Below are 23,255 nucleotides of genomic sequence, written 5' to 3'. Positions count from 1 at the left end.
GCATCCTTAATGATAAATTATAAAAATTATTCAATTGCAATCTTTTTCTCTTGAGTTTTTTCAATAACTTCCGGTTTTTTAGGAAGTTTAACAAACAAAACACCATCTTTAAGTTCTGACTTGATTTTACTTTGATCAATATTCCCAGATAATCTAAAACTTCTTGAAAAAGAGATATCTTTTCTCTCTACCCTTAAATACTTATCATTTTGCTCTTCCGTTTCATCCTTACTCTCATAACTTATTGTCAAATAATCATTTTTAACTGAAATTGATATATCTTCCTTTTTTATGCCTGGCAAATAAGCTTCAAGAGTGAATGACTTGCCCTCATCTTTAATATTCACAGGAACATCTTGAATACCTCTAGGGGTCATAAGGTCAAAGTCATCATTTAAAAAATCTAGAAAACTTCTCTTATAGTTGGTTAACAACATATAAACCTCCTTTTTTTTACTTCATATAAAGTATCATGCAAAAACTATACCAAACTTGCAATTTCAATAAATTTAAGTCTTAAGACAAACAAATCGAAAAAATCATTATAATGAGAAGAAATGGAACATTGGACTTAATAAGTAATATATTTATGTATAATAAATACACAAAAATAAAAAAAAGTCGTCTTTATAGACGACAAAATCAAATTTACAATCTACACTTATCTCAATTTCTATTAATATTATTAAGGTTTTTGCAAGCAAGTTTTACACGTTCCTTCATGCTAATCTCAGATTCTCTAAGCCACACCCTTGGATCATAAAACTTTTTATTTGGAACATCAGCATCACTACCATCTCCAAGCTGCCCTTGTAATCTATTCTCATTTTTTTTATAATAATTCAATATACCTTCCCAAGCAGCCCACTGAGTATCTGTATCAATGTTCATCTTAACAACACCATAAGAGAGCGCTTCATGAATTTCTTCTAGAGTAGATCCAGAACCTCCATGAAACACATATGAAACTGGCTTTGGATTACTTGAATTAGTCTTTGAAACAATATAACTCTGCCCATCTCTTAACACTTTAGGAGTAAGTTGCACATTACCTGGTTTATAGACCCCATGAACATTTCCAAAAGCTGCTGCAATTTGGAAATTAGGACTAACTTTCATAAGTTCAGAATAACCATAGTAAATATCTTCAGGAGTTGAAAATAACTCATGATGTGCCCTATCTGAATTATCAACACCGTCTTCCTCTCCACCAGTAATTCCAAGTTCAATTTCTAAAAACATTTCAATCTTGGACATTCTCTCTAAGAATTTTTTTGATATCTCAATATTCTCTTTAATTGGTTCTTCAGATAAATCTAACATATGTGAGGAAAACAAAGGTCGTTTATGCTCCTGATAATACTTCTCCCCATACTCTAAAAGTCCCTCAACCCAAGGAATTAATTTTTTTGCACAGTGGTCTGTATGAAGGACAACAGGCACTCCATAATATTCTGCTAGTAAATGAACATGCATAGCACCAGAAATGGCCCCAAGTATAGAAGTTCCTTGAGGTTTTTCAACCTTAAGCCCCTTACCACAAACAAAAGCAGAACCACTATTTGAAAACTGTATCATAATAGGAGAATTGATTTCTTTTGCTGCTTCCAAAACAGCATTAATTGAATTTGTACCCACACAATTAATCGCAGGAATTGCAAATCCTTCACTCTTACATATTTCATATAAAGTATGTAGTTCCTTACCATAAACCACTCCAGGCTTAATCTTATCTAACACACCCACCTATAATACCTCCTTCCTCATAAATTGACATATATTTCATTATATACCTTAAACCTTTAAACTTACGCTAATTTTAAGAAACAAAATCTCAAAAAACAAATAATTACAATAACCCCATGCCGATGGGCATACACTATTAATCATTTAACTATCTTAGACTTATACCAATTTGAAAATTTTTTAATCCCATCCTTAATAGATGTTAAAGCCTCATAAGCAAAATCATTTTTAATCTTTGAAATATCACAACAACTCTGTACAACATCTGCTTTTTGCATAGGTAAAAAATTCTTACAAGCTTTATTTCCCAAATTTATTTCAAGCTCATTAATAAAATCCATAAGTTTAATAGCACGCCCTGTACCTATATTATATATTTTATAAGGAGCAAGAGAACTTGAAGAATTAGGATTGTTCACATCAAAATTACTATCGCCCTTAGCTGGTTTTCCAAGCACACTATAAATACCATCTGCAACATCGTCCACATACGTAAAGTCTCTAGCCATATTCCCATCATTAAAAACATTAATGGAGGTTTGTTTTGTAATCCCATCAGCAAATAAATATAATGCCATATCAGGTCGTCCATAAGGTCCATAAACTGTAAAAAATCTTAACCCTGTTGTTGGAATATTAAAAGACGAACTGTAAGCATGTGCTATTACCTCATTAGACTTTTTGCTAGCCGCATATAAATTTAAAGGATGATCTGTAATACTATCCTCACCTGAGGGCATCTTTTCATTTATTCCATACACTGCGGACGTTGAGGCATAAACAAAATGCTTAATATAATTTTTATATATTCTGCATGAATCTAAAACATTAAAGAACCCAACAATATTAACTGAAATATAACTATCGGGATTTTCAATACTATCTCTAATCCCGGCCTGCGCAGCCAAATGACAAACATGTGTAAATTTATAATTAGCAAAAATAGATAAGATTTTATCTTTATCTAAAATATCAAGATACATAAAACTTAAATTACTATATTTATTACTCTGAATGACTTCTCTACTAACTATATCTTCACAGTTAAATCCTAAAACTTTTAATCTCTCATATTTAAGATCAGGAGAATAGTAATCATTTAAAACATCAACACCTAAAACCTCATGTCCATTATCAACGAGCTTCTTAGCAACATGAAATCCAATAAATCCAGCAATACCTGTTAAAAACACTCTCATATAATAATCCCCATAAATTAATATATAAATAAAAATTTACTATCCTCATACCCACAACCACAAAGCATAAACCAACCAAATACCAACCGACTAAACAGAACCTAAATATTAAGTATTTATCATCGAGTTATAAATCTTGGAAGTAAAAAATTTACTTCCTGACATTAGCCATCCCTTTTTTGATAACCACGAAAATTATTATTATATTTACTATTCCTAACATAAGAAATTCTAACTCTCTTTAAATTTCCATCACCCTCGCTCTCTGTCTTAATATCACTATAACGATTCAAAGTAGTATGAATAATTCTCCTCTCAAAAGGATTCATTGTTGGCAAAAGAATAGAACGTCTACTCCTTTTAACCTTATTTAAAGAATTTATTGCCAAATTAATAAACCTCGATTTAAATCTTTCTCTATAATCCTCAATATCTAATATTATCTTATTAAAATTGCCATTATCTCCAATAAGTCTAGATACATAAACATTTGCTAAAAGCTGAAGAGCATCTAAATTTCTCCCCTCTCTTCCAATTAAAATATTTGGATTTTCCGTATCAATAGAAATTTTGATATAATCACCTTCTCTAGATTCAATTTTTAAATCAACACTATAACCCATTTTATTTATCATTTCTTTAATAAAATCCAAAACTTTATCACACACATCTTCATTAACCGGAATCTCAGATCTTGGTGCATCCTCTTTTACATGAGGAGACACTTTTATTTTAATCATCTCTTTTTTAAATAAAAATCCAACTTTCTCTTTATCCAAAATCTCTACATCAAACTCGCCTTCTTTTAAATCAAGATCTCTCATTGCTTTTTTAATTGCTTCTTGTTCTGTTTTCCCATAAAATTCATAACTCATCTGTTCCTCCTTTCAGATACATTCATCTTTATATAGTATTGTTGTAAAATAGTAAAAATATTGGTTGTAATCCAATAGATCAAAAGTCCTGATGGCATATCATAAAGTATGAAAAAAAACATAATAGGCATACCAAAATATAAAAATTTTTGTTGTGATCCAAGATTCTTAAAACTAATATTAGAACTAATTATTGTAGATAATAACTGAGTAATCATCATAATAAAAGGTAAAATCCTAATATCAGTCCATACAAAAACTTTATACCCAAAATAATATATGCTATCACCAATTGACAAATCATCAATCCAGCCTGGAATAAAACTAGCCCCCCTTAGTAAAAAGAAATTATTTACAAGCCCATAAAGAGCAAAAAACACAGGTAGTTGTAAAAGAATAGGAAAACACCCTCCAAGGGGATTAACACCTTCTTCCCTATAAAGTTTCCCCATCTCTTCATTTAATTTTTTGGGATCATTTTTAAATTTTACTTGTATCTCTTTCATTTTTGGCTGTAACTTAGAAAGTTCTGCTGTAGCCCTAAAACTCTTAAAAGTCAAAGGAAATATAAGTATTCTTACAACAATTGTCAAAAACATTATTGAAAGTCCCCAATTAGGAATAACATCATAAAAAATTTGCATTATCAACTGCATAGGAACCTGAATAAAATACAACAAACTTCTCTCTACAGACATTCCAAATTCAACATTAGACAAACCAAAACTATTAAGACTTTCTTTATTAAAAATATCTAAATATCCATTATCTCTAGGTCCTGCATAAACATAAAAGGTATCACTAATATTAGTACCACCTACTTTATTTACAATAAAAGCCTTTAAAATTCCATTTTCCTCTCTAAATTCAACATTCATACTTTCTTTTGAAACTAAAACTTCAAAATATTTAGTACCTGAGCCAATCCACTTAGGATTAATAACACTTAAACCATTCTTTCCATATCTAAGCTTAGTATCATAATAAATAGCCTGGGATAAATAATTGTTATATTGCAAATTACCTCTAGCACTTAAGTTTTCAATATCAGAACTTAATACAAACTTATAAAAATCAATATCAAAATTATCATTAGCATCAATAGTATCTAAAAAAATTTCTAACTTGATCAAATATTCATTTTCACTAGAAAATGTGTATCTCTTTGTGTATTTATAATACTTGCCATTATACTCAAAAGTAGTATTAAAATCATGCGTATAATCATCTATTTTATTGTATACAAATAAACTTTTAGTTAAGTTATCAAAGGAAATATAAAATAAACTCTCCCTATTCATACTAAACTTAACTAACTCTGTCGGCTCTTTCTCTAAATTTAAATGGTTTTTAAGCTTTAGAGAAACTAAATTTCCCCCAAATGTCGAAAAGGTAGAATAATATATATCAGTCTCAACATTAATGTCTTTAGAATTAGCATTTAAGCTTAAAACATAATCTACATCAATTAAAGAATCATCAACATCAAAATTCCTATCTAAATTAAAACCAATCTCATTATCCGCAACAGAAGGAGATTTTTGAGAGAAAAAAATATCATCAATAATCATAAAAATACCAATAAAAAATAAAGACAAATAAACAGCCCTTAAAATTCTTTTATTCTGACTCACACTTTCCTCTTCATGACATATGCACTTACATTGTCTAAAATCATCTCAACTTCACAATAATTAACATCTACTTTTTGAGGATAAACTACGAAAATAAGGTCAACATACATACCTTTAAGTAAAGAAAACTGTTTTCTAAAACATTCCTTAAAAATTCTCCGCACACGATTCCGCTTAACAGCACCTTTAAAAATTTTAGGAAAGGTAACAATCATCCTAGAAATTGCTAAACTTGTAAACTTATAAAATATATTAATTCCTTCTAGTCTAATAAATTTACCTTTTTTAAAAAGCTCTTGAATTTCTCGCTTCGATTTTATACTAATATTTCTTTTTCTCATCAGAAACAGTTAATTTTGATCTTCCCTTAGCTCTTCTTCTGGCAAGAACAAGTCTTCCACCCCTAGTCTTCATCCTAGCTCTAAATCCAAATTTTCTGTTCCTCTTAACCCGACTTGGCTGATAAGTCCTCTTCAAAAAAGCCCTCCAATTAAAAACATTCTTTACTAATAAGACATAAGTTAAACACTACAATAGTATATTATACAATTACAATTGTCAATAAAATTATCTTATCAAAACCTTTATATCCAATATTTCAAGGCCCGTAAACTCCTTTATTAATTTTATTATTTTTGATTTATTAAGAGAAATATTATATAAAACACTTGAATTTTTAACGGCAACAAATAATATTTTATTATCTTTCAAATTCAATAACCTAACTTTATCTGACAAATCTTTAAATATAATTTGCCAATTTTTAGAAAGTATGAAACTGGCATTTAATTTGTTATCAACACATATATCCGAATCTAAATATTCTTTAAGTACATCAGCAACTTTTTTAAAGCTCAAATCTTCCATTCTTAACCCTATACACTATAAAATCACTCTTTCCTTTAATATCACAATAGTCATCCAAAAACGTAAAGAAACACTGAGAATCCTTTGGCAAGATATCAAACACTCTCTTTCTTTTAATACTATCCAATTCCAAAAACACATCATCAAAAAGCAAAATAGGTGATATACCAAATCGCTTATTAAAGATAATAACCTGCACAAGTCTATAAATCAAAGCAAGGACCCTTGTTTGTCCTGTTGAAGCATGATGAGTAAACACCCTCTCACCAATTAATATCTCATATAAATCTCTATGAGGACCTATTAAAGTACTCTCATTGCTAAGTTCATCTTGTTCTCTTAAAATTAAAGTTTGCAAAAATTCATTTCTTTCAAAACATTTAACAGAATGCAAATATTTAATCTCTAAACTACAAGAAACATCAAAAATAAACGAATAATAATATTTAAAAAACTCATGAAAATGCTTAACAAAAGTTTGCCTCATCTTTGTTATCTCAAGAGCACAATCAACAAAAGTTTCATTATAAACTTTAAGCAAATCCCTATTACCTTGCCTTAAAATCAAATTTCTTTGTTGCAAAATTTTTCGGTATTTCCTAAGAGAATCCAAATAATTTAAAGAAACAAAACTTATTGCCTGATCAAAAAACCATCTCTTCTTAACGGGAGCCCCAATTATAAAGTCAGTATCATAATTTGAAAAAATAATTACCGGAATATTCAATATCAAATCTTTTCTATCCTTTACAAGACTATTATTAACCCTTAACTCTTTCCTTCCATCCTTAAATGATAGACTAATCTCCCCCTCCTTTTCTTTAGTCTTATAGAGGCACTTTAAATAAAATTCCGTTTTGCCATATGTAATCAGTTCTTTATCAGTACCAACTAAAAAAGAAGACGCAAAAGCAAGACAGTAAATAGCATCAAGAGCATTAGTCTTACCTGAACCATTCTCTCCATAAAAATAGATATTATTAAAATCAAAATTAATAACCTGATTTTCTATATTCTTAAAATTAAAGAACTCAATTTTCTTTATCATTTTGCCACAAAAAAGAATCTTAGTTGAGTATCATGGGCATTATTAAATGAATGAAATCAAAATTTTCAGGTTCATTTAATTTCAATATACCTCCGCCACTGAATTTTATCTCTAATTTCGAAGTATCAAAAACACTTATTGCCTCAATAAGATAAGCACTATTAACAGCTAAGACTTCTTCGCTTCCCTCATAATCATAATTAGGCTCTTGTACAAAAAATTCTCCTCTTCTTCCTGTAATTGGATCTTCTGCCATAAGTCTTAATTGCTTATTAGAAAAATTCAAAATAACCTTTTTAGATCGCTTGTCTATATAAGAATTAACCCTTGCAATCCTATCTTTTAAAATGCTAATCTCAATTAATGCTCTGTTTTGTTGCTCATTTGGTATGATACTCTCATAATCAGGATAATTTCCGTTTATCAAACTACAAGCTATTTTATAATTATTGAACTCAACATAAAATTTTTTATCAGAGACTTTAATCTTTACAATACCCTCTCCTACCATCATTTGCTTTAGGAGATTAAACATTTTAACAGGAACAATAAAATTAATATCTTCTTCTAATATTAACTCTGTCTTATATAAAGATAGTCTATGTGAATTGCTAGATACAAGAGTTAATGCAGAATTTTTATCTTTTGTGAAATAAATTCCATTAAGAACATTTTTGGACTCATCGTGTGATGCCGAAAATGCAACTTTGTTTATAATTTTTTTAAACTCTTTTTGTTTTAATTCAAGTGTTAAATTGTAAGCTTCTCCATTTATATCATAATTGTAAACTTCAATTTCTTCATTAGAAAAAGTTGGCTCGCTTAAGTGATCATTTATACAATTTTCATTTTCTGATTCCCCAATAATGCTTAGCTTGTTTTCATCTTCTATAAACTTTATTTTTAATTCATTATACAAATTTAGTGCTTTTACAGCATCTGATAAATTTGAAGCATTAATTAATACCCTAAAATTTTCCGTTGAAACGATTGGGATCGTGCTTTCAAAAAAGATATTTCTATCTGTTGATTTTATCGTAAGGTTAGAATTTTTTACTTCAAGTAATGTTGCACTCCAAATGTCATTTATGTTCCTATTTAGGATTATGCTTTTAGCTTTGTCAATCTCATTCGAAATTTGTTCTGTATCACACAGTATAAATTTTTCGTTCAATGTTTTACCTCCTTTTATTATATTATCATTTCTTGGCTTTTATGAATGCAGGTTTTGTTTTGATTATTGTATGTTTTCTTATTATATTTTAATAGTTGTATTAGTAAGGGTCTGTCTAATTGTTTAATTTTGTTTATCTGATTATATTGTAAGGAATAATGTATGTCTAATTATGTGTATTTTTTGATGAATTATTTGTTTAATTTGTTCAAGGATATTTTAAATTTTATGAATTTTGTTAATTTTTGTTAATCTTGTTCATAAGTTCTATGATTAAATTGTTAATTTCTAAGTCATTGTTTCTCTCTTTATCTATTTTATTTATCGAATAAAGGACTGTTGAATGGGTTTTCCCTCCAATGATTTTGCCTATTTCAATTGTTGAAAGCTCTGTAAAATTCCTCAAAAGATAAGCATAAATGTGTCTTGCTTTGGTGATTTCAGGTTTTTTGCTGTTGCCTTCGATATCCTTGTTTGTAAGTTTTAATTCTCTTAAGATGACTTTTTTTATGCTTTCAATATTTATTGTATTATTTATGTTTGTATTATCGTTTTCATAAGCTATTATCTCTGTAATTATTTTGTCTACTATGCTAGTATCAATTTCTATATCTTCAAGGTCTATATGTGCTTTTAATTTTGTTACAGCCGCTTCAAGATCTCTTATGTTCGTTGTAACTTTTTTAGCAACTAAGTTGAGAATACTTTTTGGAACTTTAATTCCATCTTCCTCTGCTTTTTTTTCTATAATTGCCACTCTTAATTCAAAGTTTGGTTTTGATATGTCGACATTTAATCCCCTTGTAAATCTGCTTTTTAATCTATCTGTAAAATTTATAAGTTCTGAAGGTTGTCTATCACATGTAAATACCATTTGTTTATTATCTTCATAAAGAGCATTGAAAGTGTGAAAAAGCTCTTCTTGTATACCTTCTTTTTTTTGTAAATCATGAATATCATCTAGTAATAACATGTCTAGATATCGGTATTTTTTCTTAAATCTTTTTGTTTCGTTTGTTTTTATGCTTTCTACAAATTCATTTAGAAAATTTTCAGCGGTTACGTAAAGTATTTTAAATTCTTTATGTAATTCTCCTGTTTTATTTCCTATACTTTGGAGTAGATGTGTTTTGCCAAGACCAACTCCACCGTAAATTAGGCACGGATTATATTTTTTACCAGGATTTTTTGCAATTGATAAACTTGCATTATATGCAAGTTTATTATTTGGCCCTGTAATGAAATTTTCAAATGTGTATTTTTTTTTAAGAAAAGGATTTCTATATTTTGTGTGTATTTCTTCTTTTATAGTGTATTGTTTTGTACTCTTCATTATGTTATTGGTGTGAGTTTGAATTTCCATTCTTTTGTCCATTGAATCTTGTTGTATCGAAATGTCTTTTAAAGAGGTGTTTGTTAAGTTCATGTTATGAGTTTTAGATTCATTTTGTGAATTTATAAATTCAACATTAATCGCATCATGACCTTTTTCAATTAGAATTTCTTTTATTCTTTTTGAAAATCTTTTTTCCACTTGATTTTTATGAAAAGAATTTGGAGTAGCTATTTTTATGATCTCACTATTTGCGTCTATGAAGTATAAATTTTCAAACCATATGTAAAATTCTTCTTCAGAAAGCTCTTTTCTTATTGCTGCTAAAATTAAACTCCATATATTTTTTCCCTCTTGCATATCTTATCCTTATTGATTTTGGATCTTTATTACTATATCTTTTTGATTATTAGTATATGTACGTATAAGTATATAGTATAATAATGAACTGAAACATTATCTTAACTATTTATGAGTCTTGAAATTTTATTGGTTTTAATTCAAATTGAATATGTCTTGTAATTTATGTTATTTAATGGATCTTATATTATTTTTAATGTAGAATTTGCTTATATCTATATTATGATTAATTGTGTGGAAGGTTTATGAGTTATGTTGCTAATAATATCCAGGTTTTAAAGGGCCTTGAAGCTGTTAGAAAAAGGCCTGGTATGTATATTGGATCCGTTTCAATTAATGGATTGCATCACTTGGTTTATGAAGTGGTTGATAATAGTGTTGACGAGGCTTTAGCAGGGTTTTGTGATAAAATAGAGGTAGTTATAAATCCAGATAATTCGATAACAGTAAATGATAATGGTAGAGGAATTCCTACAGATATTCATGAAGAAGAAGGAATTAGCGCTCTTGAACTTGTTTTAACTAAGTTACATTCTGGAGGCAAATTTAATAAAGGTACTTATAAGGTTTCTGGTGGACTTCATGGGGTTGGAATTTCGGTTGTTAATGCTTTATCATCCTTTTTAGAGGTAATTATTAGCAGGGATGGAAATCTTTTTAAGCAAACTTATTCAAGGGGTATTCCAACATCTGAGGTTGAGGTTGTTGGAGTAAGTGCTGCCAGAGGTACTAAAGTTACTTTTTTAGCTGATTCTGAGATTTTTGAAACCTTGGAATATGATTTTGAAACTTTATCAAAGAGATTAAGAGAGCTTGCATTTTTAAATGATAAGATACGGATTTCAATTGAAGATAGGAGATTAGGCAAGGAAAAGTTTTTAGAGTTTTATTTTGAAGGTGGAATAAAAGCTTTTGTAGATTATATAACAAATAATAGCACAAATATTCAAAGTGAGCCTTATTTTATTGAAGGAACTTGTGATGATGTTATTGTTAGTGTTGGACTTAAATGGACTGAAGGGTATTCTGAGAATATTTTATCGTTTGTAAACAATATTAATACCAGAGAGGGCGGCACCCATGTTGCTGGTTTTAAGAGTGGTTTTTTAAAGGCAATGAGTGAAGCTTTTAAAGAGTCAAAGATAAGTAAGAAAGATGTTCCAAATCTTACATTAGATGATTTTAAGGAAGGTTTAACAGCGGTAATTTCTATTAAGGTTCCAGAACCTCAATTTGAGGGTCAAACTAAGGGAAAATTAGGAAATTCTTATGTAAAAAAAATTGTTGAAGCTATTGTGCATGATGAGCTTTTGAAAGTTATTGATGCTAATCCTTTAGAAATAGATATTATTCTTAATAAAGCGATAAAAGCTGCTCGTGCTCGTGAAGCTGCAAGAAAAGCAAGAGAGTCTGAGAGAAAAAAAAGTGCCTTTGAAAGCTTAGCATTGCCTGGCAAATTGGCAGATTGTGCATCTAAAAACCCGCTTGAGAGAGAGATTTATATTGTGGAAGGTGATTCTGCAGGAGGAAGTGCTAAAATGGGAAGAGATAGATTTTATCAAGCTATCTTGCCATTGTGGGGGAAAATGCTGAATGTTGAAAAAACACGAGAAGATAAGGTTATTACAAACGACAAGCTTATTCCGATAATTGCCTCTCTTGGTGCTGGTGTTGGGAAGACTTTTTATATTGAAAAACTTCGTTATCATAAAATTATTATTATGGCCGATGCTGATGTTGATGGTTCTCATATTCGAACATTACTTCTGACATTTTTCTTTCGTTACATGAGACAGTTAATTGATAATGGGCATGTATATATAGCTATGCCACCTCTTTATAAAGTTAAATATGAGAATAGGGCGCATTACTTTTATGATGATTTGGAAAAGGAAGCTTTTTTAAGCTCGATTGAGACTGGCAGGAGAGATAAAGTTAGTCTTCAAAGGTATAAGGGGCTTGGGGAGATGAATCCTACACAACTTTGGGAAACTACTATGAATCCTGCTACTAGAAAAATGAAATTAGTGAAAATAGATGATGCTATACAGGCTGAGAAAATTTTTATTACTCTTATGGGAGACGATGTTGAACCTAGAAGAGAATTTATTGAGCAAAATGCGCTTGATGTCGTAAATCTTGATGTGTGATTGGAGCATTAATGGCAATTGAAGAAGATAAAGAGAAAATATTAAATATAAAAATAGAAGATGAAGTTAGAACATCTTATTTAAATTATGCAATGTCTGTTATTGTTTCAAGAGCTCTTCCTGATGTGAGGGATGGTCTTAAACCTGTTCACAGAAGGATCCTATATTCAATGCATGAAATGGGACTTAGGGCTGATAAATCATTTAAAAAAGCTGGAAGAATTGTTGGAGATGTTCTTGGTAAATATCATCCTCATGGTGATCAGTCAATTTATGAAGCACTTGTAAGGCTTGCACAGGATTTTTCATTAAGATATCCGATAGTAACTGGACAGGGCAATTTTGGTTCTATTGATGGCGATCCTCCTGCTGCTATGAGATATACTGAAGCTCGAATGGCCAAAATAGCTGAGGAGCTTGTTAGGGATATAGATAGACAAACTGTTGATTTTAGAGCCAATTATGATGATTCTTTATTTGAGCCTGAAGTTTTGCCAGCTGCTTTTCCATTTCTTTTAGTTAATGGTTCTAGTGGAATTGCTGTTGGAATGGCAACAAATATGGCTCCACATAATTTAAGGGAAATTTGTGAAGCCATAGTGTATATGCTGGATCACGATGATGCTTCTGTTGATGATTTAATTAAAATAGTTAAAGGCCCAGATTTTCCTACTTATGCTGAAATCATATATAATGATAGCTTAGTTAAGGCTTATACGACTGGAAAGGGTAGTGTTGTTATTAGAGCTCGATATCATATTGAGGAAAAGACGGAAGATCATGTTGCTGTTATAATTACACAAATACCTTATGCTGTGAACAAATCTTCTTTGCTTATAAAAATTGCATTTTTAATAAAGGAAGAAAAGCTTGAAGGTATATCTGATATAAGGGATGAATCGGATCGTGAGGGTATTAGAATTGTCCTTGAAATTAAAAAAGGTTTTGACCCTTATGTCGTTATGAATTTACTTTATGAATATACTGAGTTGAGGAAAAATTTTAGCATAAATAATTTGGCTCTTGTTGATGGAATTCCAAAACAATTAAATTTAAAAGAGCTTGTTTTTGAATTTATTAAACATAGAAAGGAAATTGTTAGAAGGCGGGTGGAGTTTGACTTAAAAAAAGCAAGAGAAAAGGCTCATATTCTTGAAGGATTAAATATTGCTTTAAGTAATATTGGTAGAGTTATCGAAATAATACGATCTTCTAGGCTCATAAAAGATGCTAAGGAAGATCTTATTAAAGAATTTAATTTGTCAGAGATTCAATCTAATTCTATACTGGATATGAAGTTACAGAGGTTAACATCTCTTGAAATAGAGAAACTTGAAGAAGAGTTGAAAATTCTCCTAGCTTTAATAAAAGATTATGAAGACATTCTTATTCGTCCAGAAAGAATTGTTAATATTGTAAGGGAAGAGATTATTAATTTAAGTGTAAAATTTGGCGATGAGCGCCGAACAAAAATAATTTATGATGAGGAGGTTTTAAAAACTAGTATGTCAGATTTAATGCAGAGGGAAAATGTTATTGTTATTCTTACAAAGCAGGGTTTCATTAAAAGAATCTTACAAGATGAGTATAAACTTCAAGGTATAGGTGGTAAGGGCCTTGGTTCTTTTGAGTTACAAGACAAAGATCAAGTTAATATTGCTTTGTGTGTCAATACTCATGACTTTTTACTTATGATTTCAAATGAAGGGAAGCTTTATGTAATTAATGCTTATGGGATTAAGGATACTTCTAGGACTTCAAGAGGACAAAATATACGTGAGCTTATTAATTTGGGAGAAAAAGAAGAAATATTAGCTGTTAAAAATTGCAATGAATTATCGTCAGACAATTATTTATTAATAACAACTGCAAATGGAAAAATAGCTCGTATTGAAACAGAAGGATTTAAGACGCTTAAATCAAGGGGCGTTATTGTCATTAAGCTCGATGATAAAGATTTTGTTACAAGTGCTGAGATTGTTTCTAAGAATGAAAAAATTATTTGTATTTCTAAGAAGGGTAATGCTTTTGCATTTAATTCAAATGATATTAGGCTTACACATAGAGGAACTCAGGGTGTTTCTGGTATGAGAGTAAGAGAAGGTGATATGCTTATTAAGGCATTAGCAGTAAGACAAGGATCCCATATTTTAATTGTGTCTGAGAATGGCTATGGCAAGAGATTAGAAATATCTAAGGTGACTGAGCTTAAAAGAGGAGCTACTGGTTATACTTGCTATAAAAAATCCGATGAAAAGGCCGGTACCGTTGTTGATGCTGTTTCAGTTGCGCAAGATGATGAAATATTACTTGTAAGTAAGACTTCAAAGGTCTTGAGAACATTAGTTGACAAAATATCTGAGCAAGGTAAGGATGCTAGGGGAATGCAAGTATTATCTCTTGATGAGGATAAGTTGATATCTGTTTCAAAATTTGTCAAATAATAAATTAATGTTAGTTGTATTGTTGGAATGTTCCACGTGGAACATTCTTTTTTTTTGTGTTATTTCTTTATTTGGAATTGACATAGAACAACTTTATAAAATTTTGTATTATTACAAGGAGGAATTTGATAAAATGAACGAGACTTTTAAAATGGTAGATATTAATCTTTTAGATATCGATAAATCACAACCTAGAAAGTCTATTAATCTTGCTGAGCTTGAGGAATTAAGTATTTCTATAAAAGAAAATGGAATATTGCAACCTATTATTGTTTTTAATAATAATGGTAGGTATAACATAGTAATAGGTGAGAGAAGATTTAGAGCTGCTAAATTAGCTGGTATGAGTCAAATTCCTATTATAGAGATAGAAACAACTAGAAAAGATAAAGATTTTATGTCTTTAGTTGAGAACATTCAGAGGGAAAACTTAACTCCTGTTGAAGAGGCATATGCTTATAAAAATCTTATGGATAAACATTCTTTGACTCAAAAAGCCTTATCTGAAAAAATAGGTAAAAATAGGTCACATGTTGCTAATTTAGTTCGAATTTTAGAGCTTGAACAGGAGATATTAAATTCGTTACATAAAAAGGAAATATCACTGGGGCATGCTAAGGTTTTATTGTCGTTAAAGGATAATCAGGATAGATATGGGCTTTATCTTTTAATAATTAAAAAAAAATTGTCAGTTAGAGATGCAGAAAATTATGTGAAAAATTTTTATAAACCTATCAATGATAAATCAGAAATTTTAAGAGATCCTTTTTTAAATAGTATTAAAGAATTTTTAATAAGTAGAATACAAACTAAAATAAGTATTAAGGGAAGCAAGGAAAAAGGAAAGATCGAAATAAGTTATTTTACATCTTCTGATTTAAAGAGAATTATTTCTATCTTTGAGAGTATTAAGTAATATTTTTTATATGATTTATTCTGTATTGTATTTCTTTTAAAATAATCAAAAGTTCTTTTTTATTTTTTATCTTGTCTAATTTAATATTTTTAATTTCTTCTAATTCTTGTAAGAGTAATTCTATTATTTTGATAATGTTTCCTCTTTTTAATTGCATTTTATTAAAACGGATTTCTAGTTTTTTTTTGTTATGTTCATATTTTTGGTACTGTGATTTAAATTCTTTTAAGGATTTTATTTTTCCATTAAGGACTTCTGTTTTTAAATGACTGGGGCAAGATCTTTTAGAAATTTCATATGATAGTGATAGTGGCAAATTTTTTATTATGAGTTGCTTGTCGGAATTTTCGATGAGCAACTCATACCTTGAGATTAATGAGTAAACTTTATCCTTTTTAAATCCCATACTAGTAAACCATTTATAAAAAAGACCATCATATTGGTTATTTCCACGTAGTTTATCTTGTGCTTCTTTTAGTATTCTTCCAATTTCTGTGTATGCGTTATTGAATATGTTAAAAATCTCGTATTGTTTGGTTTTTAAAAAATCTGCTATCTCTTTGTCCACTTTTTCATATTTAAAGCTTTTGTTTTCAATTGTAATTAATTCTTGTTTGGCCAAAAGCTTTTCATCTTTTTCATTTTTGTTTAACTTTTTGCCCATTAAAGCCATAAGAGTTTCTAGATTGTCTGACATTTTTATCCTTTAGTTTTTTCTATTATTTCTTTTGTAAGCTCTAAAAAGTCCTTTGCTGCATTACTTTCTTTGTTATATATATAGACTGGTATGTTTTCTTCTTGAGATTTTGAAATGCTTATATTTTTTCTTATTTTGGTATTTAGGAATTTTTCTTTAAATACTTTTCTTAAATAATCAATGTATTTTTCTTTGCTTTTGTTTCTAATATCATATTTATTGATAAATACACCAATAATCTCTAAATCTTTATTTATCTGTTTAACAGCAGTTATTGTATCTAATAGTTGATTGATTCCTTCAAATGCAAAAAATTCTGTTTCTATTGGTATTAAAATATATTTGCTTGCAACAAGGGCATTTATTGTAAGTATTGAGAGAGTCGGAGGGCAGTCAAGGATGATAAAATCGTAATCATCTTGTTTATATTGTTCTAGAGCATTTTTTAAAAAATTTTCTCTTGAAAGTTCATGTATTAATTCTTTCTCTAGTAGTGTTAGCTTAATACTTGACGGGATTATATCTATGTTAAAATTTTTAATAGGTGTAATTTTTTGTTTTTTATAGATAAGTTCATAACTTGAATTTGTATCTTCTTTTTTTGAAACATTAATCCCGATACTGGTATTACCTTGTGAGTCAATGTCTATGAGGAGCGCTTTTTTGTTCAGCAGTGTAATTGAATATGCAATATTTATAGCACTAGTTGTTTTACCAACACCACCTTTTTGATTAATAATGGATATTATTTTCATACAAGTTTTCTCTTAATCAGTGTATATAATAATATTCTATTGTAGAACATAAATAGAAAAATAGTAATATTTTATATGAAATTATTGTCTAAATTGGTGAGGTAATATGCACATATAGACATCTAATTAAATCAAATGTCTATATGTGCATACAATTTAATTAATCTATAGAAATACTTTTGTTCTATCAAATTAGATTAGAGAATTTTCTTGTAAAAACTTTATGATATGTTTTTTATCTTTTATGTTAAATTGTATTGTGGTATTTATTTTATCTAGAAAATTTGCATCTGTAATTTTAATGCCCATCTTGTTTTTAGTTCGTGTAAGTAAATTGTATTGATTGTAGTTGAGATTAAGGCATAATATTTCCATTTCTTCTTTTTCTGTTAGATTTGATTTATTGATTACTTCTTGTGCTGATTTGGAATATGCTTTGATTAAGCCCTGTTTTCCAAGCAAAGTTCCTCCGAAATAACGTACTGTAATAATTAGGGTATCTGTTAAATTTTTGTTTAATATAGCATCTAGCGTAGGTTTTCCAGCTGTTGAACGTGGTTCTTTGTCATCGTTCATTCCATTTATAAATGAAGTTGAATTGCCAATTCTAAATCCATAAACGACATGAGTTGCATTTTTAAATTTTAATTTATATTCTTTTAATATTTTATTTATTTCCTCTTTTTGCTCTACATGAAAAATATATGATAAGAAGATGGATTTTTTTACTTCAATTTTTGAATACGTATTTTCTTTAGGAGTTAACATCATTCAATTTAATAATATATCATCTTTTTTGTGTTGAAGTATTTTTAATTTATGTATATTATTAATAATAATTATTTTTTTATAAATTATGAGTGCAAGTGTTTAAGAGGGGTTAGAAATGATATCAGGATTAAATCCTACATTAAAATTGTTTAAGGAGCATAGGATACTTTACTCCAATATGGAAAGAGGTTTAAAACCCCTCTTAGAAGTTGATAATTTTATTAATAAATACATTCAAAATAAAGAAGGTTTAGAAATTTATGATAAGGTTGTAGGCAAAGCTTCTGCTATTATCATTTATAATATTGGGCTTCAAAATGTCCAGGCAGGTGTTATTTCTCAGCCCGCAAAGGACTTCTTGGAAAGTAGAGGAATAAGGGTTAGTTTTAGAAAGCTAGTAGAAAAGATAAATGATAAGACTGAAAACTTGATTGAAAGTTTAGAAAATCCAGAGGAAGTTTATAAATATATGATTAAAAGAGGAATTATTGTAAGTAATTTCTAGGATTTAAATTTATTTGTTTTTTGCTTTGGAATATATAGAAAGGATTAGTCCTATGTTATACACTAATATTATTAGACTGCCCCAGGTTAAGTAGAAATTGTCTTTTCCATAATCAAAAAGCCATATTCCTGAATAAGTTCCTAAAAATCCTCCAATTGCAGAGGTAAACATAATTAAATTTGGATCAATTGTATGTTTTATGATTTGACTTTGACCGTTTTGGGTGGTTTGTTTTTCTGAAAATTTACTGTTAATGAAAACCATAGCAAATCCAGTAAGTGTGATGCATAGAAAATAAATTGTAAATATTTTTTTAATAAGTTTAAACATAAAATTTACCGCCTTTTAATTTGCAGTTGCTAAAGCTAAAATTAAATAACAATATAAATATATCATAAAAATAAATATTTTTTATATGGATATATAAAAACTCATTACTTTTATTAAGGTATAAGATATTTTGAGGCTAATTAATTTATGTGAATTTTTTTTAATTGAATTCACGTAAATTAGATTATTAAATATTATTTATTATTTTTATGCAGTAGTAAGTTAATGCAGTTCCAATAGGCTGTATCTTAAATTTAAGGAGATTATGTGTTATACATTGTAGGAACACCCATAGGTAATTTAGGTGATATTACATATCGCGCAATTGATACTTTGAGATTTGTTGATGTTGTATTTGCAGAAGATACAAGAGTTGCCAAGGGGCTTTTATCTCATTATGGTATTGTTAAAAAATTAATTTCTTGTAATGCAGTAATAGAGCATAAAAGAATTGATTTGTTATTAGAATACTTATCTAGTGGAAAAAACGTAGCTTTTGTTAGTGATGCAGGCACTCCTTGTCTTAGTGATCCTGGTGCTTTACTTGTTGATGCGGCATTTAAACATGGGTATGAAGTTTCTCCTATTCCAGGTGTTAGTTCTTTTAATTCAGTTATCAGTGTAAATCCTTTTAGGGATAAAGTTGTAGTTTTTGAAGGATTTTTGCCAAATAAAGGAGTTAAAAGGGTCAAAAGGATTGAAGAACTGTATAATAGAGGCGATGCATTTATTCTTCTTGAATCCAGTCACAGGATTTTGAAATTATTATTAGAAATTTCTTTAGTAAATTTGAATGCTAATGTTCTTGTTGGGCGTGAGATGACAAAATTATATGAGGAATATAAAATTGGTAAGCCTTTAGAACTGAAAAAATATTTTGAAGAAAATAACAAAGATAAAGGAGAATTTACAATTTTGGTTAGCAGAAAGTCTAAAAATTAAAATTTTTAAAATGTTATTGGAAAATTATTTATATATTATTGATTGTTTGTAAATTGAATGTCCTTTGAGTAATTTATAATCTAGATTATGGTTGTGAAAAGAGAAAAACATTTCAAGAATCGATTTTAAAGACAAACAAAATTTTGACTTGTATAATTTTTGATTTTATGTATTTGCAAATTATGATGAATTTAGAGAAAATATTTTAACTTTTAAAGAATTTAGGTTTAGGATTTTATATTGAATTTAAGGAGCATAATGAAAGGTTTTAAAGATTTTGAATGCTGAAGGTTCAAGTTGATAAATAAGTTTTAAAGAAAAATTATTGCTTGTCCAAGTTAAGAGAAGTCTACCTATTAATGTTTTATGAAAAAAAATAAAGATAAAGAAATTTATAAATGTTTAAATTGTGGATATAAAACTTTAAAGTGGTTAGGAAAATGTCCTGAATGTTTTAGTTGGGAAAGTTTAGAACATTTTTCCGAAATTGAATCCGGTTATGCGGAAGATTTAAGCAAGTTAAAAAATGAGATTTTTTCTTTAAACGATTTTAAGCAAGTTGATAATATTAGATATTTAACAGGTATTGAAGAGTTTGATAGAGTTCTTGGTGCTGGTATTGTAGTTGGTAGTGCAATTGTGATATCAGGAGAGCCTGGTATTGGGAAATCGACTTTTTTACTTCAAATTTCCAGTATTCTTTCACTTGCTGGCAAGAATGTGCTTTATCTTGCAGGTGAAGAATCAATTCCACAAATTAAATTGAGGGCAAATAGACTTAAGATTTTTTCGGATATATTGATAACTAATGAGATAGATATTGAGTCTTTAATCAAAATGCTTGCAAATATTGAACCTGACTTTATTGTTGTTGATTCTATTCAGACTTTGCATTCAAACGAGGTTCAAGGCAGTCTTGGAGGAGTTGCCCAATTAAAGCATTGTGTTTACAAGCTTGTGGAATGGGCAAGGGGGAAGAATATAACTTTATGTTTAGTGGGGCATATTACAAAAGATGGTATTTTAGCAGGTCCAAAGATAATAGAGCATATGGTAGATGCTGTTTTTTATTTTGAGGAGGCAGAAAAATCTTTGCGTATGCTTAGAGCTACTAAAAATAGGTTTGGCTCTATTAATGAAGTAGGTATTTTTGAAATGACAAGTTTGGGGCTTATTGATGTTAAAGATCCCTCTTCTATTTTTTTAGAGAAAAAGGAGGAAGTATCCTCAGGAATTGCTATTGGAATTATTAATGAAGGCAGTAGAGTTTTATTTATTGAAATACAAGCTTTAATTACAAGGACTGGTATGAATATTCCTAGAATTTTCTCTGAAAAAATAGATTCTAAGAAAATATCAAGAATCTTAGCCGTTATTAGTAAGTATTTGAATCTTAATTTTAATAATGATGATGTGTATGTTAATGTTGCTGGGGGACTTAGAATTGATGATATAGAAATTGAGCTTGCTATTTTGGTTGCATTATTTTCTGCCAAAACTAATGTCGTTGTGGATCAAGAATTGATCTTTACAGGTGAAATTTCTCTTTCGGGGAAAATTAAATCATCCTCTAATATTGAGGGTAAAGTTATTGCAGCTAGAAAATCTGGATTTCAAAGCGTCTTGGGTGCTAAGCTAAGGGGTAATCATTATAAGGGATATGAAGGCATAGATAATGTTTTGGGTGTTGTTAGGCGATTGGTTAAAGATAAAAAAATAAGAGAGCATGCATAGATTTTAAAAAATGGATACTATAAAAAAATGCATCTTAACTATTGACAAAGCGTAGTGTATGTTATAAAGTAATAAGAGTTGATATTAATAATTGGAAGAAAAGAGAAGGGAAGAGTTAAGTAAGGTTTAATAAGCCAAATAAAATAAATAACCTGTTAATTTTAAAATTGAGAAAATAAAAATAACGAAGAGTTTGATCCTGGCTTAGAACTAACGCTGGCAGTGCGTCTTAAGCATGCAAGTCAGACGGGATGTAGCAATACATTCAGTGGCGAACGGGTGAGTAACGCGTGGATAATCTACCTACGAGATGGGGATAACTATTAGAAATAGTAGCTAATACCGAATAAAGTCAATTGAGATGTCAATTGATGAAAGGAAGCCTTTAAAGCTTCGCTTGTAGATGAGTCTGCGTCTTATTAGCTAGTTGGTAGGGTAAGAGCCTACCAAGGCTATGATAAGTAACCGGCCTGAGAGGGTGATCGGTCACACTGGAACTGAGATACGGTCCAGACTCCTACGGGAGGCAGCAGCTAAGAATCTTCCGCAATGGGCGAAAGCCTGACGGAGCGACACTGCGTGAACGAAGAAGGTCGAAAGATTGTAAAGTTCTTTTATAAATGAGGAATAAGCTTTGTAGGAAATGACAAGGTGATGACGTTAGTTTATGAATAAGCCCCGGCTAATTACGTGCCAGCAGCCGCGGTAATACGTAAGGGGCGAGCGTTGTTCGGGATTATTGGGCGTAAAGGGTGAGTAGGCGGATATGCAAGTCTATGCGTAAAATACCACAGCTCAACTGTGGAACTATGCTGGAAACTGCATGACTAGAGTCTGATGGGGGAAGTTAGAATTCCTGGTGTAAGGGTGGAATCTGTTGATATCAGGAAGAATACCAGAGGCGAAAGCGAACTTCTAGGTCAAGACTGACGCTGAGTCACGAAAGCGTAGGGAGCAAACAGGATTAGATACCCTGGTAGTCTACGCTGTAAACGATGCACACTTGGTGTTAATCGAAAGGTTAGTACCGAAGCTAACGTGTTAAGTGTGCCGCCTGGGGAGTATGCTCGCAAGAGTGAAACTCAAAGGAATTGACGGGGGCCCGCACAAGCGGTGGAGCATGTGGTTTAATTCGATGATACGCGAGAAACCTTACCAGGGCTTGACATATACAGGATGTAGTTAGAGATAACTATTCCCCGTTTGGGGTCTGTATACAGGTGCTGCATGGTTGTCGTCAGCTCGTGCTGTGAGGTGTTGGGTTAAGTCCCGCAACGAGCGCAACCCTTATTGTCTGTTACCAGCATGTAAAGATGGGGACTCAGATGAGACTGCCGGTGATAAGCCGGAGGAAGGTGAGGATGACGTCAAATCATCATGGCCCTTATGTCCTGGGCTACACACGTGCTACAATGGCCTGTACAAAGCGACGCGAAACAGTGATGTGAAGCAAAACGCATAAAGCAGGTCTCAGTCCAGATTGAAGTCTGAAACTCGACTTCATGAAGTTGGAATCGCTAGTAATCGTATATCAGAATGATACGGTGAATACGTTCTCGGGCCTTGTACACACCGCCCGTCACACCACCCGAGTTGAGGATACCCGAAGTTATTATTCTAACCCGCAAGGGAGGAAGGTACCTAAGGTATGTTTAGTGAGGGGGGTGAAGTCGTAACAAGGTAGCCGTACTGGAAAGTGTGGCTGGATCACCTCCTTTCTAAGAGAAAGAATTATTTAAGGTAAAATGTTATTTTAACTCTTCCTTTGTCTTTTC

Annotated in this window: 21 protein-coding genes and 1 rRNA gene; 7 read left to right on the top strand and 15 right to left on the bottom strand. The window is 30.2% G+C overall.

Annotated elements, in window-relative coordinates; genetic code table 11:
* Positions 1-26: 26 nt before the first annotated feature.
* From bcCo53_RS02210 to dnaA, 11 genes are all read right to left on the bottom strand, one after another.
* The gene (locus bcCo53_RS02210; protein WP_025408075.1) at positions 27-437 is read right to left on the bottom strand and encodes an Hsp20/alpha crystallin family protein; all 411 of its coding nucleotides are present in this window, start codon (positions 435-437) and stop codon (positions 27-29) included.
* A gap of 229 nt (positions 438-666) precedes the next feature.
* Complete coding sequence (fbaA, locus tag bcCo53_RS02205; RefSeq protein WP_025408074.1) at positions 667-1,746, bottom strand: class II fructose-bisphosphate aldolase; 1,080 nt, start codon at positions 1,744-1,746, stop codon at positions 667-669.
* A gap of 140 nt (positions 1,747-1,886) precedes the next feature.
* The gene (locus tag bcCo53_RS02200; protein ID WP_025408073.1) at positions 1,887-2,945 is read right to left on the bottom strand and encodes an NAD-dependent epimerase/dehydratase family protein; all 1,059 of its coding nucleotides are present in this window, start codon (positions 2,943-2,945) and stop codon (positions 1,887-1,889) included.
* 164 nt (positions 2,946-3,109) lie between these two features.
* The gene (gene jag, locus bcCo53_RS02195) at positions 3,110-3,820 is read right to left on the bottom strand and encodes an RNA-binding cell elongation regulator Jag/EloR (RefSeq protein WP_025408072.1); all 711 of its coding nucleotides are present in this window, start codon (positions 3,818-3,820) and stop codon (positions 3,110-3,112) included.
* Positions 3,817-5,454, bottom strand: coding sequence for a membrane protein insertase YidC (gene yidC, locus bcCo53_RS02190; RefSeq protein ID WP_028328334.1), 1,638 nt, complete (start codon positions 5,452-5,454; stop codon positions 3,817-3,819). The genes jag and yidC overlap by 4 nt, the downstream gene beginning before the upstream one ends.
* On the bottom strand, positions 5,451-5,795 hold the full coding sequence (gene rnpA / locus bcCo53_RS02185; RefSeq protein WP_025408071.1) for a ribonuclease P protein component: 345 nt from the start codon (positions 5,793-5,795) through the stop codon (positions 5,451-5,453). Before rnpA ends, yidC begins: the two co-directional genes overlap by 4 nt.
* The gene (rpmH, locus tag bcCo53_RS02180) at positions 5,776-5,931 is read right to left on the bottom strand and encodes a 50S ribosomal protein L34 (protein WP_025408070.1); all 156 of its coding nucleotides are present in this window, start codon (positions 5,929-5,931) and stop codon (positions 5,776-5,778) included. The genes rnpA and rpmH overlap by 20 nt, the downstream gene beginning before the upstream one ends.
* Before the next feature lie 90 nt (positions 5,932-6,021).
* Entirely contained in the window at positions 6,022-6,321 is a 300-nt protein-coding gene (locus bcCo53_RS02175; protein ID WP_025408069.1) for a DciA family protein, read from the bottom strand.
* Positions 6,302-7,369 carry a DNA replication/repair protein RecF gene (recF, locus tag bcCo53_RS02170; RefSeq protein WP_025408068.1) on the bottom strand — a complete coding sequence of 356 codons (1,068 nt, stop codon included), beginning with the start codon at positions 7,367-7,369 and terminating at the stop codon, positions 6,302-6,304. Before recF ends, bcCo53_RS02175 begins: the two co-directional genes overlap by 20 nt.
* 19 nt (positions 7,370-7,388) lie before the next feature.
* Complete coding sequence (gene dnaN, locus bcCo53_RS02165; RefSeq protein ID WP_025408067.1) at positions 7,389-8,543, bottom strand: DNA polymerase III subunit beta; 1,155 nt, start codon at positions 8,541-8,543, stop codon at positions 7,389-7,391.
* Between the two features lie 238 nt (positions 8,544-8,781).
* Positions 8,782-10,236 (bottom strand): chromosomal replication initiator protein DnaA, encoded by a 1,455-nt coding sequence (gene dnaA, locus bcCo53_RS02160; RefSeq protein ID WP_028328335.1) that lies wholly within the window; start codon positions 10,234-10,236, stop codon positions 8,782-8,784.
* A 245-nt stretch (positions 10,237-10,481) separates the two neighbouring features.
* Between dnaA and gyrB the strand changes: the two genes are divergently transcribed.
* The 3 genes from gyrB to bcCo53_RS02145 all read left to right on the top strand — a co-directional run bounded on the left by gyrB (position 10,482) and on the right by bcCo53_RS02145 (position 15,746).
* Positions 10,482-12,386 carry a DNA topoisomerase (ATP-hydrolyzing) subunit B gene (gyrB, locus tag bcCo53_RS02155; protein WP_025408066.1) on the top strand — a complete coding sequence of 635 codons (1,905 nt, stop codon included), beginning with the start codon at positions 10,482-10,484 and terminating at the stop codon, positions 12,384-12,386.
* An 11-nt stretch (positions 12,387-12,397) separates the two neighbouring features.
* Complete coding sequence (gene gyrA / locus bcCo53_RS02150) at positions 12,398-14,830, top strand: DNA topoisomerase (ATP-hydrolyzing) subunit A (RefSeq protein ID WP_025408065.1); 2,433 nt, start codon at positions 12,398-12,400, stop codon at positions 14,828-14,830.
* Between the two features lie 133 nt (positions 14,831-14,963).
* Positions 14,964-15,746 carry a ParB/RepB/Spo0J family partition protein gene (locus bcCo53_RS02145; RefSeq protein ID WP_025408064.1) on the top strand — a complete coding sequence of 261 codons (783 nt, stop codon included), beginning with the start codon at positions 14,964-14,966 and terminating at the stop codon, positions 15,744-15,746.
* Here bcCo53_RS02145 and bcCo53_RS02140 read toward each other — a convergent pair.
* The 3 genes from bcCo53_RS02140 to bcCo53_RS02130 form a co-directional block, all read right to left on the bottom strand.
* Positions 15,739-16,443 (bottom strand): hypothetical protein, encoded by a 705-nt coding sequence (locus bcCo53_RS02140; protein WP_028328336.1) that lies wholly within the window; start codon positions 16,441-16,443, stop codon positions 15,739-15,741. The genes bcCo53_RS02145 and bcCo53_RS02140 overlap by 8 nt on opposite strands.
* A 2-nt stretch (positions 16,444-16,445) precedes the next feature.
* A complete protein-coding gene (locus tag bcCo53_RS02135) occupies positions 16,446-17,198 on the bottom strand; it encodes a ParA family protein (RefSeq protein ID WP_028328337.1) in 753 nt (250 codons plus the stop codon).
* Between the two features lie 192 nt (positions 17,199-17,390).
* Positions 17,391-17,969 carry a YigZ family protein gene (locus bcCo53_RS02130; RefSeq protein WP_025408063.1) on the bottom strand — a complete coding sequence of 193 codons (579 nt, stop codon included), beginning with the start codon at positions 17,967-17,969 and terminating at the stop codon, positions 17,391-17,393.
* Between the two features lie 115 nt (positions 17,970-18,084).
* Between bcCo53_RS02130 and bcCo53_RS02125 the strand changes: the two genes are divergently transcribed.
* Entirely contained in the window at positions 18,085-18,474 is a 390-nt protein-coding gene (locus tag bcCo53_RS02125; RefSeq protein WP_025408062.1) for a DUF1893 domain-containing protein, read from the top strand.
* Positions 18,475-18,483: 9 nt separating this feature from the next.
* Here bcCo53_RS02125 and bcCo53_RS02120 read toward each other — a convergent pair whose 3' ends face one another.
* Positions 18,484-18,804: a hypothetical protein gene (locus tag bcCo53_RS02120; protein ID WP_025408061.1), complete on the bottom strand. Its 321-nt coding sequence runs from the start codon at positions 18,802-18,804 to the stop codon at positions 18,484-18,486.
* Positions 18,805-19,071: 267 nt separating this feature from the next.
* Here bcCo53_RS02120 and rsmI point away from each other — a divergent pair, with 267 nt between their 5' ends.
* The 3 genes from rsmI to bcCo53_RS02105 all read left to right on the top strand — a co-directional run bounded on the left by rsmI (position 19,072) and on the right by bcCo53_RS02105 (position 23,198).
* The gene (rsmI, locus tag bcCo53_RS02115) at positions 19,072-19,746 is read left to right on the top strand and encodes a 16S rRNA (cytidine(1402)-2'-O)-methyltransferase (RefSeq protein ID WP_025408060.1); all 675 of its coding nucleotides are present in this window, start codon (positions 19,072-19,074) and stop codon (positions 19,744-19,746) included.
* Between the two features lie 366 nt (positions 19,747-20,112).
* Positions 20,113-21,480 carry a DNA repair protein RadA gene (gene radA, locus bcCo53_RS02110; RefSeq protein WP_028328338.1) on the top strand — a complete coding sequence of 456 codons (1,368 nt, stop codon included), beginning with the start codon at positions 20,113-20,115 and terminating at the stop codon, positions 21,478-21,480.
* Between the two features lie 181 nt (positions 21,481-21,661).
* A 16S ribosomal RNA gene (locus bcCo53_RS02105) occupies positions 21,662-23,198 on the top strand.
* The last annotated feature ends 57 nt before the right edge of the window (positions 23,199-23,255 follow it).

Origin of the sequence: Borrelia coriaceae, from assembly GCF_023035295.1 — a bacterium.
GTDB lineage: Bacteria > Spirochaetota > Spirochaetia > Borreliales > Borreliaceae > Borrelia > Borrelia coriaceae.
Note: the sequence above shows the minus strand (reverse complement) of the source record. Positions and strands in the feature narration are given on the sequence as shown.

Excerpts from the sequence above, each read along its gene's own strand:
- bcCo53_RS02210 (WP_025408075.1), bottom strand. The coding sequence starts at position 437 with ATGTTGTTAACCAACTATAAGAGAAGTTTTCTAGATTTTTTAAATGAT.
- bcCo53_RS02200 (WP_025408073.1), bottom strand. The coding sequence starts at position 2,945 with ATGAGAGTGTTTTTAACAGGTATTGCTGGATTTATTGGATTTCATGTT.
- jag (WP_025408072.1), bottom strand. The coding sequence starts at position 3,820 with ATGAGTTATGAATTTTATGGGAAAACAGAACAAGAAGCAATTAAAAAA.
- rnpA (WP_025408071.1), bottom strand. The coding sequence starts at position 5,795 with ATGAGAAAAAGAAATATTAGTATAAAATCGAAGCGAGAAATTCAAGAG.
- bcCo53_RS02175 (WP_025408069.1), bottom strand. The coding sequence starts at position 6,321 with ATGGAAGATTTGAGCTTTAAAAAAGTTGCTGATGTACTTAAAGAATAT.
- recF (WP_025408068.1), bottom strand. The coding sequence starts at position 7,369 with ATGATAAAGAAAATTGAGTTCTTTAATTTTAAGAATATAGAAAATCAG.
- dnaA (WP_028328335.1), bottom strand. The coding sequence starts at position 10,236 with ATGCAAGAGGGAAAAAATATATGGAGTTTAATTTTAGCAGCAATAAGA.
- gyrB (WP_025408066.1), top strand. The coding sequence starts at position 10,482 with ATGAGTTATGTTGCTAATAATATCCAGGTTTTAAAGGGCCTTGAAGCT.
- gyrA (WP_025408065.1), top strand. The coding sequence starts at position 12,398 with ATGGCAATTGAAGAAGATAAAGAGAAAATATTAAATATAAAAATAGAA.
- bcCo53_RS02145 (WP_025408064.1), top strand. The coding sequence starts at position 14,964 with ATGAACGAGACTTTTAAAATGGTAGATATTAATCTTTTAGATATCGAT.
- bcCo53_RS02140 (WP_028328336.1), bottom strand. The coding sequence starts at position 16,443 with ATGTCAGACAATCTAGAAACTCTTATGGCTTTAATGGGCAAAAAGTTA.
- bcCo53_RS02135 (WP_028328337.1), bottom strand. The coding sequence starts at position 17,198 with ATGAAAATAATATCCATTATTAATCAAAAAGGTGGTGTTGGTAAAACA.
- bcCo53_RS02130 (WP_025408063.1), bottom strand. The coding sequence starts at position 17,969 with ATGATGTTAACTCCTAAAGAAAATACGTATTCAAAAATTGAAGTAAAA.
- bcCo53_RS02125 (WP_025408062.1), top strand. The coding sequence starts at position 18,085 with ATGATATCAGGATTAAATCCTACATTAAAATTGTTTAAGGAGCATAGG.
- bcCo53_RS02120 (WP_025408061.1), bottom strand. The coding sequence starts at position 18,804 with ATGTTTAAACTTATTAAAAAAATATTTACAATTTATTTTCTATGCATC.
- radA (WP_028328338.1), top strand. The coding sequence starts at position 20,113 with ATGAAAAAAAATAAAGATAAAGAAATTTATAAATGTTTAAATTGTGGA.